Below are 12,012 nucleotides of genomic sequence, written 5' to 3'. Positions count from 1 at the left end.
GTCTCCTATCCTATGGTCTTTGGAACCTGATACTGTCCTTCTTTGGCTTTTGGCGCATTTGCAAGCATTGCCTCGCTGTTGTCACCATTTGTAACTTCATCCTCACGAAATACATTCTGGTCGCCAAAAATATGGGACATTGGTTCAACACTGGATGTATCCAGTTCATCCAGCTTATCTACATAATCAAGCATTTCCTGCATATCTTTTTTTGCCTTTTCCTTCTCTTCTTCTGTAAGGGAAAGTTTTGCAAGAATGCAGACATTTTCCATGGTTTCATCGTCAATCTGTTTTGCCATTTTCTCATCCTCCTGCACAGAAATTATTACGCTCCACTCTGGATCCATACCAAAATCTTTTCTGGATATCCAGCTTTTTTATGGCTCCAGTCTGTTCAGGTCTCTTGGGAACAGGCATGCCTCACGGACATTTTCCTCCCCGAGAAGCTGCATGGTAAGACGCTCCAGACCGATTCCAAGACCACCATGAGGAGGCATACCGTATTTAAATGTATCCAGATACTGTTCCATTCCTTCTGTCTCCATACCTCTGTCCTCTATCTTTTTCAGAAGGGCATTGTAATCGTGAATTCTCTGTCCTCCTGTTGTGATCTCAAGGCCATGGAAAAGCAGGTCAAAGCTTAACGTAAATCTGGTATCATCTGGATCATCCATTGCGTAGAACGGACGCTTCTTAGATGGATAATGGGTAACAAAAACAAAATCCGCATTATATTCTTCTTTAAAATACTGACCAATCAGGGCTTCCTCCTCCGGCTCCAGATCAAATGGATTACGGATCTGACGGTTGTATTTCTTCGCAACCAGCTCTTTTGCCACATCAAAACGAACTGCCGGAATCCTGGAAGCATCTGGAAGCTCAACCTTCAGGATCTCCAGTTCTTTTGCATAATCCTCTTTTAAAAGCTTCATTGCATACTGCAAAAAGCCAGTCTCCATAGCCATGATCTCTTCAAAGCTATCAATATAGCCCATCTCAAAATCAAGGCTCGTATATTCATTTAAATGTCTCTTGGTGTTATGTTTCTCTGCACGGAAAACAGGTCCGGTCTCAAATACTCTGTCAAAAACTCCCACCATCATCTGTTTGTAAAACTGTGGGCTCTGAGCCAGAACAGCCGGTTTATGGAAATAGCTGAGTTTAAACAGGTTCGCGCCTCCCTCAGCACCTCTGGCTCCGATCTTCGGCGTATGGATTTCCGTAAATCCATTTTCATAGAGATAATCACGAAAAGCCCTTGTCAAAGCTTCCTGGATTTTAAATCTTGCGCGCTCCTGAATATTGCGGAGGGAAAGGGAACGGTAATTTAATTTGGCTTCCAGAGAAGTATTCAGCTTCCATTTATCGATTGCAAGAGGAAGAGGTTCAGCCGGAGAAGACAGCACCTGAATTTCACGAATGTGAAGCTCTCTGCCATGAGGCGCTCTCTCTTCTTTATTTACAACACCTTTTACTCTTACTGTCATGCCTTCTTTCAGATCATGAATGGAAAAATCAACATCCTCATTTACTAAAACGGTCTGAAACAGACCCTCTCTTCTTCTGATAATTACAAATGCAACATCTCCCATGTTGCGGATACTGTGAATGGCGCCCTCCAGGATGGCTTCCTGATTCAGAAGTTCTTCTCCCATCAGTGCATCCCAGCTGCTCACTTCTTTTTTCCAGCTTCCATCCAAAAACTCCATTTCCTCATCCTCCATTTCCTAAAATCATAAAAATATATCTTATAAAAACCCCAGCCAGAATTTCTGAAAAATCCTATACAACAGGATTAGAATTCTGCCTTAGACTATACCTCATCATATAACAGCATCAGAACCATCTGAGCTGTCTCTACCATATTTGTCCCGGAATCCATACTGCATTTCTGAATGTACCGGTATGCATCTTCTTCGCTTAAATGGTTTCGCTCCATAAGAAGAAACTTTGCGTTGGAAATGTAATTCTGCTCTTTCCAGGAACGCGTTTTCGGTTTCTTCTTCTCTTTTTTTAGCCGCCGCTCGATCTGGGACAACATCATATCCACCGTGTTTACCAGGTCGCTGACTTTCATTGGCATTTCCACAGTAAGGACGGATGTAGGCGCTTCCGCAATCACTCTTCCAGATGCCAGCAACAGCATTTCAAAATATGAAGGAATATCTTCCAGCACATCCCGGTAATACCGGTCCGTCAGCTTATAACCACAGATCAGAATACCTCCGTCCAACTCACTCATGCTGGCAAGTGCTGTTGAAGCAGTTGAACATACCGCAGCTACAGAAAAACCGTGCCGGTTCAATATGGTACGTATTTTCTTTGCGTCATCGATTTTCGGTAATGCAATTACAATGCTGCTGTTCATACCATGCTACTCTCTTATCTTAAATCTTGTATAAATACTGGCTGATTTCCCACTCGCTTACCTGTCTCATATAATTCAGCCATTCTTCCTTCTTGGCAGCTGCATATTCCTCACAGAACTTTTTACCAAGTACACTCTGGATCCAGGTGCTATTCTCGAAATGTGTAAGGGCATCATCCAGGTTCAGCGGAAGATTTCCAATATTCATAGCTTTCTGGTCAGATTCGGAAAAAGAACGATCCGATGCCTTGGTAGGATATAATTTCTGCTGAATTCCATCCAGACCGGCTGCAATACAAACAGCAAACACAAGGTAAGGATTTGCAGATGCATCCGGGCTTCGAAGCTCGATTGCCAGGCTGTCTGATCTTAAATTGGAAATACGGATCAGAGAGTTCTGGTTATTCTTTGTCCAGGTCAGTTCTGTAGGAGCATCATAGCCAGGTACAAGTCTCTTGTAGGAATTCACAAGCGGATTAGTAATGGCGGCCATCTCTTCACTATGTGCAAGAAGACCACCGATAAAATGATAAGCATCCTCGCTGAGACCATTTACATCATCAGGATCAGCAAATATATTTTTTCCATCTTTATACAATGCAAAATGAATGTGCATACCGGAACCATTCACCTCAGCTCTCGGCTTTGGCATAAAGGTTGCATGAAGTCCATGCCGTTTTGCAATGGTGCGGACTGCCATTTTGAAAGTCATCACACAGTCAGCCATTTCATTTGCACCGGAAAATTTAAAATCAATCTCATGCTGTGCCGGAGCGGTTTCATGATGGGAAGATTCAATTTCATATCCCATATCTTCCAGATTCAGAACCATATCACGTCTTGCATTTTCTCCCAGATCCAGCGGGCTGATATCCAGATATCCAGCTTTTTCATGAGTCAGTGTAGTGGGAACTCCGTTATCATCTGTGTGAAATAAGAAAAACTCACATTCCGGATCCACTTCACAAACATAGCCTTCCTTAGCAGCCATCTCTACCACCTGTTTCAGAATATATCTCGGGCTTTTCTCAAGCGGCGTTCCATCTGAGCGGTAGATATCACAGAGCAGTCTGGCTACCTTTCCCTGCTGCGGACGCCACGGAAGAATGGTGAAAGTATTATAGTCCGGATGTAAATACATATCCGGCTCTTTCTCCCCTGCTATTCCGGCAATGTAGGAGCTGTCTACTACATATTCATTATCCAGTGCCCGGGGGAGCTCCCGAGCTGTAATCGCAATATTTTTCAAAGTACCGAACATATCGGTAAACTGAAGACGAATGAATTCTACATCCTCGTCTTCTGCCATCTGTAACACTTCTTCTCTGGTGTAATTCCCCATGGTGTTCTCTCCTTCTTTCACTCTCATGCCCTCATCCATCCATTACGCATGACTTATTTAAACAAAAAAGGCGCACTTCAAAAAGATACCCTTCTGAAGAACGCCCTTGTTCATGGAGGTAATTATAGCAATGAGGTCATGCTTTGTCAACTTATTTTTTACCACTTTACCATATCAGCGTTGTATAAAATGATGTACAAAATAATTATTTTGTATCAGAACGGAAAATCGGGAGCAAATTTAGTTTGCCCCCGACCATACTTTTTATATACTCTCTTTTTTATTTTCCCGACAGCGATTCAGCAGGTATTATTCCACAAAGCATTTTTTTGCCAACTTACAGATAAGAATATCCCATCAGGGATTCATCCACTGCCTTTGCGGCTTCTCTTCCTTCACGGATTGCCCATACTACCAGAGACTGGCCTCTGTGCATATCTCCTGCTGTGAAAACCCGCGGTACGCTGGTCTCATAGGCTTCCGGTTTTGTCTCAACGTTGGTTCTTGCAGTTGTTGCAACCTTAAATGCATCAGTCACATATTTCTGGCTTCCAAGGAAACCAGCTGCAATCAGTACCAGGTCTGCAGGGATCACTTCTTCCGTCCCCTCTACCGGAACCATCATCATACGGCCTGTTTTGGCATCTTTCTCGCTTTTCAGCTTTACGATCCGGGCCTGGCAGACATTTCCGTTTTTATCTTTGATAAAATCAGTAACGGTTGTCTGGTAAACCCGGGGGTCATGTCCAAACACTGCAATTGCTTCTTCCTGGCCATAGTCTGTTTTTAAGACCTTTGGCCATTCCGGCCATGGATTGGAAGCAGCACGCTCTGTCGGCGGCATTGGCATCATTTCCAGCTGTGTTACAGATTTGGCGCCGAGACGTACGGAAGTACCCACACAGTCATTTCCGGTATCACCACCGCCAATTACCAGCACATGTTTGCCTCTTGCCTCTTCATAGGGAGCTTTGGTGAAATCGCTGTCCAGAAGAGTTTTGGTAACTTTTTTCAAGAAGTCTACTGCAAAATAAATTCCCTTTGCATCTCTTCCCGGCACTTTAATATCACGGGGATTGGAAGCTCCGCAACAAAGGATTACACGGTCATATTTCTTCAAAAGTTCCTCTGCTGTAATATCCACTCCAACATTTGTATTTGTCACAAATTTCACACCCTCAGCTTCCATCAGCTTCAGTCTTCTGTCGATCACAGATTTCTCCAGCTTCATATTTGGAATGCCGTAACGAAGAAGTCCGCCGATCCGGTCACTTCTTTCGAATACAGTTACATTGTGACCTCTTCTGTTTAACTGCTGTGCTGCTGCAAGTCCGGAAGGACCGCTTCCGATAACTGCTATGGTCTTTCCTGTACGAACCTTCGGAGGCTGTGGAACAACCCAGCCTTCTGCATATGCAGTCTCAATGATGGCACGTTCATTTTCCTTAGTGGAAACAGGCTCTCCATTTAAGTTGCAGGTACAGGCTGCCTCGCAAAGTGCAGGGCACACACGGGAGGTAAATTCCGGGAAGCTGTGTGTCTTGTTCAGACGAAGAAACGCCTGTTTCCAGTTTCCGGTAAATACCAGATCATTTGTCTCCGGCACCAGGTTGTGAAGCGGACATCCGGAAGCCATGCCGCCGATCATCATGCCTGCCTGGCAGAAGGGAACGCCGCAAGCCATGCAGCGTGCTCCCTGAAGTTTTTGTTTCTCTTTATTAAGAGGAGTACGGAACTCCTTGAAATTGGCAATTCTTACTTTTGGCGGCAGAACCTTTGCCGTCTCTCTGTTATATTCTAAAAATCCAGTCGGTTTTCCCACGATCTTCTGCCTCCTTAATGCTTAACTCCTATGCTTTCGTAGAATGCTTCCATCTGCGCCTGCTCACTGTTCAGACCTTTTTCCTCAAGCTTTGCACTTAATGTGATCATCTTCTTGTACTCATTTGGAATGAGTTTTTTGAAGTGAGGCAGATACATGTCAAACTGATCCAGAACCTTCTGTCCAAGCTCCGATCCCGTTGCAGCTACATGTGCTTCGATCAGATTTTTCAGTTCTTTTTTGTCATATTTATTATCTACTTTTTCAATAGAAATCATCGTTTTATTTAAGTTCTTATAAAGAACATTTTCCACATCCAAAACATAAGCGATACCGCCGCTCATACCTGCTGCAAAGTTTTTACCGGTTCTTCCAAGAACTACCACACGACCACCGGTCATGTACTCACAGCCGTGCTCTCCCACTCCTTCCACAACTGCATTGGCACCAGAGTTACGAACTGCAAAACGCTCACCTGCCATACCGTTGATAAAGGCAGTTCCACTAGTTGCACCATAAAGAGCAACGTTGCCGACAATAATGTTATCTTCTGCTTTGTAACCGGCATTTTCCGGAGTCTTCAGGATCAGCTTGCCACCGGAAAGACCCTTTCCGAAGTAGTCGTTGCAGTCGCCGGTAAGCTTCAGAGTAAGACCTTTCGGGATAAAGGCACCAAAGCTCTGTCCTCCGGCTCCTGTACAATCAATCTCTACCGTGTCTTCCGGCAGTCCGTTTTTATTATTTCTGGTAATCTCCGCACCAAGGATTGTTCCAAATGCACGGTCTGTGTTCTTTACTTCTACCGAAAATCTGGTCTTCTCACCGCCATGAATTGCGCGACTGCATTTCTTCACAAGAACTTTCTCATCCAGAGTCTTCTCCAGCTGGAAATTGTACTCTGCTTTCGGATCAAAGGTTACCTCGCTGCCAGCTTTTGCATATGGATTGTTCAAGATTGCACTAAGGTCTACTTTACCTTTGTGCGGCTCATCAACTGCATCTGTAGCAACCAGGAGATCCGTACGTCCTACCATCTCTTTCAGGCTTCTCACACCCAGTTTTGCCATATATTCGCGAAGCTCCTGGGCAATAAATTTCATAAAGTTCTCAACATATTCCGGTTTGCCTTTGAATCTCTTTCTCAGCTCCGGATTCTGGGTAGCTACACCAACCGGGCAGGTGTCCAGATTGCAGACTCTCATCATTACACAGCCCATAGTTACAAGAGGTGCTGTAGCAAAACCGAATTCCTCTGCACCAAGAAGTGCTGCAATTGCAACATCACGACCGCTCATCAGTTTACCGTCTGTCTCAATGCGGACACGATTACGAAGTCCGTTCATAAGCAGTGTCTGATGGGTTTCAGCAAGTCCAAGCTCCCATGGAAGTCCTGCATTGTGAATGGAGCTTCTGGGTGCTGCACCAGTACCTCCATCATATCCGGAAATCAGGATTACCTGTGCACCAGCCTTTGCAACTCCGGCTGCAACCGTACCAACGCCAGCCTCAGAAACCAGCTTTACAGAAATATCTGCATATTTATTTGCATTTTTCAGGTCATAAATCAGCTCTGCCAGGTCCTCGATGGAATAGATATCGTGATGCGGCGGCGGGGAGATCAGAGAAACACCAGGTGTGGAGTGACGGGTTTTCGCAACCCATGGATAAACCTTCTTCGCCGGAAGATGTCCACCTTCACCAGGTTTTGCGCCCTGTGCCATTTTGATCTGGATTTCTCTTGCAGATACCAGATAACGGCTGGTAACACCGAAACGACCACTGGCTACCTGTTTGATCGCAGAACATCTGTCATCCTTTGTTCCTGCTGAATCCAGTCTTTCATTGCTTTCACCGCCCTCACCGGTATTTGATTTTCCATGAAGATGGTTCATTGCAATAGCAAGTGTCTCATGTGCTTCCTGAGAAATGGAACCATAGGACATGGCACCAGTCTTAAAATGCTTTACGATTTCATCAACACTCTCCACCTCTTCAAGAGGGATAGGATTTTCTGCATACTTAAAGTCCATAAGCGCACGAAGATTGCCGTGATTTTCCTTATCCACAAGATCTGTATACTGTTTGAACATCTCATAGCTGCCTGTTCTTGTAGACTGCTGAAGGAGATGAATGGTTGCCGGATTGTAACGGTGCTCTTCTCCCTGGCTTCTCATTTTGTGGGCACCCACACTATCCAGAGTAAGGTCTGTGGTAAGTCCTAACGGGTCAAATGCTTCTGAATGAAGCTTTTCTACATTCTCCTCAATATCTTCCAGTGTAATGCCTCCAACACGGCTTACAGTACCTGTGAAATATTTATCGATAACATCCTGAGATACACCAATTGCCTCGAAAATCTGAGATCCCTGATAAGACTGGATTGTAGAAATACCCATCTTGGAAGCGATCTTAACAATACCGCTGATAACTGCATGATTATAATCGTCTACAGCTGCATAATAGTCCTTGTCCAGCATATGGGTATCGATCAGCTCATGGATTGTCTCCAATGCCAGATATGGGTTGACTGCACTTGCGCCATAGCCCAGAAGAGTAGCAAAATGATGAACCTCTCTCGGCTCGCCGGATTCCAGGATAATAGCAAGAGAAGTACTCTTTTTCGTCTTTACAAGGTGCTGATGTACTGCAGAAACAGCCAGCAGAGACGGAATCGGCATATGGTTTTCATCCACGCCTCTGTCGGAAAGCACCAGAATGTTGGCACCATCCCTGTATGCTTTATCAACTTCTACAAACAGACGGTCAATAGCACGCTCAAGCTTTGTGCTCTTGTAATAAAGAGTGGAGACAACAGCCACCTTAAAGCCTTCGTGATGCATTTCCTTAATTTTCAGCATATCTGTATTGGTAAGGATCGGATTGTTAATCTTTAATACCTTGCAGTTCTCCGGAATCTGCTCCAGAAGGTTTCCGTCTTTTCCAACATAAACGCTTGTGCTGGTGACAATCTCCTCACGGATCGCATCAATCGGCGGATTGGTTACCTGTGCAAAAAGCTGTTTGAAGTAGTCAAAAAGCGGTCTGTTCTGTTTGGAAAATACTGCCAACGGTGTATCCACACCCATTGCGCCAATGCTCTCAGCACCGTTTAACGCCATGTTTCGGATAGAAGTACGATACTGCTCATAAGTGTATCCGAAAGCCTTCTGAAGACGGGAACGCTGTTCCTCTGTATATTCTTCCATTCTTTCGTTTGGAATCTTAATATCTTTTAAATGTACCAGATTGCTGTCCAGCCATTCGCCGTATGGCTGTTTCTTCGCATACATCTCTTTTAATTCGTTATCGTCAATGATCTTGCCCTGAACCGTATCTACCAGAAGCATTTTTCCAGGATGAAGACGCTCTTTTAATATGATTTTCTCTTCCGGTACCGGCAATACTCCAACCTCAGAAGAAAGGATCATGCAGCCATCGGATGTTACGTAATATCTGGACGGACGAAGACCGTTACGGTCAAGCACTGCACCCATCACATCTCCATCTGAGAAAAGAATAGATGCAGGTCCATCCCATGGCTCCATCATAGTGGCATAATACTGATAGAAGTCACGTTTTTCCTGGGAAATGGTATCGTTATTTGCCCATGGCTCCGGAATGGTGATCATCACTGCAAGAGGAAGATCCATGCCGCTCATGGTAAGGAATTCCAGCGTATTATCGAGCATTGCAGAATCGGAACCATTTCGGTTGACTACCGGAAGGATTTTCTGCATTTCCCCTTCTAAGTATGGGGACTCCATATTTTCCTCTCTTGCCAGCATCTTATCTGCGTTTCCCCGGATAGTGTTGATCTCACCATTGTGCACGATCAGACGGTTTGGATGTGCTCTCTCCCAGCTTGGATTTGTGTTGGTACTGAAACGGGAATGTACCAATGCAATCGCAGATTCATAATCAAGGCTTTGAAGATCAGAGAAAAATGTACGAAGCTGTCCAACCAGAAACATACCTTTATAAACAATCGTACGGCTGCTCATAGAACATACGTAAGTGTTGTCATTACTCTGTTCAAACTCACGGCGGGCAATATACAGTTTACGGTCAAATGCGATGCCTTTTTCCAGATCATCCGGCTTTTTGATAAATGCCTGCATAATGCATGGCATGCACTCTCTTGCCTTATGTCCAAGAACCTCCGGAACTACCGGAACTTCTCTCCAGCCAAGGAACTCCAGTCCCTCTTTTTCCACAATGATCTCAAACATTTTTTTTGCCTGGGCACGTTTGATCTCGTGCTGTGGGAAAAAGAACTGGCCAATACCATATTCTCTTTCCTGGCCGATTTCGATTCCCTCTTTTTTACATGCTTTCTTAAAAAATTTATGGGAAATCTGAAGGAGGATACCAACGCCATCACCTGTTTTGCCTTCTGCATCTTTTCCGGCACGATGATCCAGATTCTCTACAATCCGCAATGCGTTGGCAACTGTATCATGGGATTTTTTGCCTTTGATATTGACAACTGCACCGATACCGCAGTTATCATGTTCAAATTCCTGACGGTAAAGTCCCTGCCTTTCCTTTATCACTTCTTTCATTTTCCTCATCCTTTCTATTGTTGATTAAGAGTTTCCTCTTTGTTTACTTTATCTACAGCTGCCTGGATAAATCCACGGAACAGCGGGTGAGCATGGTTCGGTCTTGATTTGAACTCCGGATGTCCCTGGGTTCCTACAAAGAATGGGTTTGCCGGAATCTCGATCATTTCCACAATGTGACCATCAGGAGAAGTTCCTGCTATGGTCATGCCTTTTTCTGCCAGTTCTTTGCGATATGCATTGTTAACTTCATAACGATGTCTGTGACGTTCCTGAATTTCTTTCTGTCCGAAAAGTTCCAGGGATAAAGAACCATCCGCAAGCACACATGGATAACTTCCAAGGCGCAGGGTTCCTCCAAGATCTTCCACATCTTCCTGGTCTGGCATAAGGGCAATTACCGGATTGGTGGTTTCTGGTGCAAGTTCAATGCTGTTTGCATCTTCATAACCAAGTACATGACGGGCAAATTCTACGATTGCCATCTGCATTCCAAGACAGATTCCAAGGTATGGGATCTTATGTACACGGGCATACTGGGCTGCCAGGATCATTCCTTCTGTTCCTCTTCCGCCGAAACCACCTGGAACCAGGATTCCATCTACCTGGTAAAGTCTCTGATCCAGGTTCTTCTCGTTTAACTCTTCGGAATCGATCCAAGTAATCTCTACTTTCGCTTTACATGCGATTCCACCATGTTTCAGAGCTTCCACCACACTGAGGTATGCATCATGAAGCTGGGTATATTTTCCTACCATGGCAATGTTTACAGTTTTATCCGGATGGCGGAGATTTTCTACCATAGCCTCCCAGTCCGTAAGGTCTGGTTTTCTTTTTTCAAGTCCCAATGACTGCATGACCACATCTGCCAGTTTTTCACGTTCCATCGCAAGTGGGGCTTCATACAGATACTCTACATCCAGATTCTGAAGTACATGGCTTACCGGCACGTTACAGAACAGGGCAATTTTGGCTCTCAGATCGTCGGTCAGCGGATATTCACTTCTGCATACCAGAACATCCGGCTGGATTCCCATTGCCTGAAGCTCCTTGACACTGGCCTGGGTTGGTTTTGTTTTCATTTCTCCTGAAGCTTTCAGGTATGGAATCAAGGTTACATGAATAAGGATTGCATTTTCATGTCCCACATCATGCTGAAACTGTCTGATGGATTCCAGAAATGGCTGGCTTTCAATATCTCCTACTGTTCCGCCGACTTCGATAATGGCAATCCTGTTTTCATCCGGGGATTTTGCGCGATAGAAGCGGCTTTTGATTTCATTTGTAATATGAGGGATTACCTGTACGGTTCCTCCTCCAAAGTCTCCATGGCGTTCTTTTTGTAAAACGGACCAATAAATTTTTCCGGTAGTTACATTGGAATTTTTATCCAGGCTTTCATCAATGAATCGTTCATAATGGCCAAGATCCAGGTCGGTCTCAGTTCCATCGTCTGTTACGAAGACTTCTCCATGCTGAATAGGGTTCATGGTTCCGGGATCAATGTTGATGTAAGGGTCAAATTTCTGCATTGTGACCTGAAAACCTCTTGCCTTTAAAAGTCGCCCAAGTGAAGCTGCTGTGATTCCCTTTCCCAGTCCTGACACAACACCGCCAGTGACAAAAACGTATTTTACTGCCATCTTTCGATTTCCTCCTCCAATTGCTTTTAATGTGTTCTAATATGTAAAAAAGGCGTCAAAGAGGAGGATTAGGGGGCACTTAACCTATCCATTTCTCTTTGACGCCTTTGTCAAAACAAATTCTTATTCAAAAATATGGTATATAATATATCATTTTTTTGGCTTTGTCAATCCACTTTTTTTGCTATTTAATGTGTTTATGAACCATTTATGATAATGTCCTAATATACCATAAAGGAAAATGTCCCAATGTAGTATAATGCTTCCATCAACAG

At 44.3% G+C, this 12,012-nt stretch carries 7 protein-coding genes; all 7 read right to left on the bottom strand.

The features are described from left to right. Window positions 1-5: 5 nt before the first annotated feature. A complete protein-coding gene (gene gatC / locus I4V84_RS04740; protein WP_118578476.1) occupies window positions 6-299 on the bottom strand; it encodes an Asp-tRNA(Asn)/Glu-tRNA(Gln) amidotransferase subunit GatC in 294 nt (97 codons plus the stop codon). Window positions 300-377: 78 nt separating this feature from the next. Continuing rightward, a complete protein-coding gene (gene aspS / locus I4V84_RS04735) occupies window positions 378-1,709 on the bottom strand; it encodes an aspartate--tRNA(Asn) ligase (RefSeq protein WP_195991352.1) in 1,332 nt (443 codons plus the stop codon). Between the two features lie 104 nt (window positions 1,710-1,813). Next, on the bottom strand, window positions 1,814-2,368 hold the full coding sequence (locus I4V84_RS04730; RefSeq protein WP_118578478.1) for an ANTAR domain-containing protein: 555 nt from the start codon (window positions 2,366-2,368) through the stop codon (window positions 1,814-1,816). Between the two features lie 19 nt (window positions 2,369-2,387). Continuing rightward, on the bottom strand, window positions 2,388-3,710 hold the full coding sequence (gene glnA, locus I4V84_RS04725) for a type I glutamate--ammonia ligase (RefSeq protein ID WP_148462972.1): 1,323 nt from the start codon (window positions 3,708-3,710) through the stop codon (window positions 2,388-2,390). Window positions 3,711-4,047: 337 nt separating this feature from the next. After that, window positions 4,048-5,532, bottom strand: coding sequence for a glutamate synthase subunit beta (locus I4V84_RS04720; protein ID WP_148462912.1), 1,485 nt, complete (start codon window positions 5,530-5,532; stop codon window positions 4,048-4,050). 14 nt (window positions 5,533-5,546) lie between these two features. Further along, window positions 5,547-10,094 (bottom strand): glutamate synthase large subunit, encoded by a 4,548-nt coding sequence (gene gltB / locus I4V84_RS04715; RefSeq protein WP_195991351.1) that lies wholly within the window; start codon window positions 10,092-10,094, stop codon window positions 5,547-5,549. 14 nt (window positions 10,095-10,108) lie between these two features. Beyond that, entirely contained in the window at window positions 10,109-11,737 is a 1,629-nt protein-coding gene (locus I4V84_RS04710) for a CTP synthase (RefSeq protein WP_118578480.1), read from the bottom strand. Window positions 11,738-12,012: the final 275 nt, after the last annotated feature.

Origin of the sequence: Ruminococcus sp. 1001713B170207_170306_F1 (assembly GCF_015668065.1) — a bacterium.
Taxonomy (GTDB): Bacteria; Bacillota; Clostridia; order Lachnospirales; family Lachnospiraceae; genus Blautia_A; species Blautia_A faecis.
The sequence above is the reverse complement of the archived record's forward strand: the minus strand, read 5'-3'. Positions and strand labels throughout refer to the sequence as shown.

Coding starts and splice junctions, on each gene's coding strand:
- aspS (WP_195991352.1), bottom strand. CDS start 1,709: ATGGAGTTTTTGGATGGAAGCTGGAAAAAAGAAGTGAGCAGCTGGGAT.
- I4V84_RS04730 (WP_118578478.1), bottom strand. CDS start 2,368: ATGAACAGCAGCATTGTAATTGCATTACCGAAAATCGATGACGCAAAG.
- I4V84_RS04710 (WP_118578480.1), bottom strand. CDS start 11,737: ATGGCAGTAAAATACGTTTTTGTCACTGGCGGTGTTGTGTCAGGACTG.
- glnA (WP_148462972.1), bottom strand. CDS start 3,710: ATGGGGAATTACACCAGAGAAGAAGTGTTACAGATGGCAGAAGACGAG.
- gatC (WP_118578476.1), bottom strand. CDS start 299: ATGGCAAAACAGATTGACGATGAAACCATGGAAAATGTCTGCATTCTT.
- gltB (WP_195991351.1), bottom strand. CDS start 10,094: ATGAAAGAAGTGATAAAGGAAAGGCAGGGACTTTACCGTCAGGAATTT.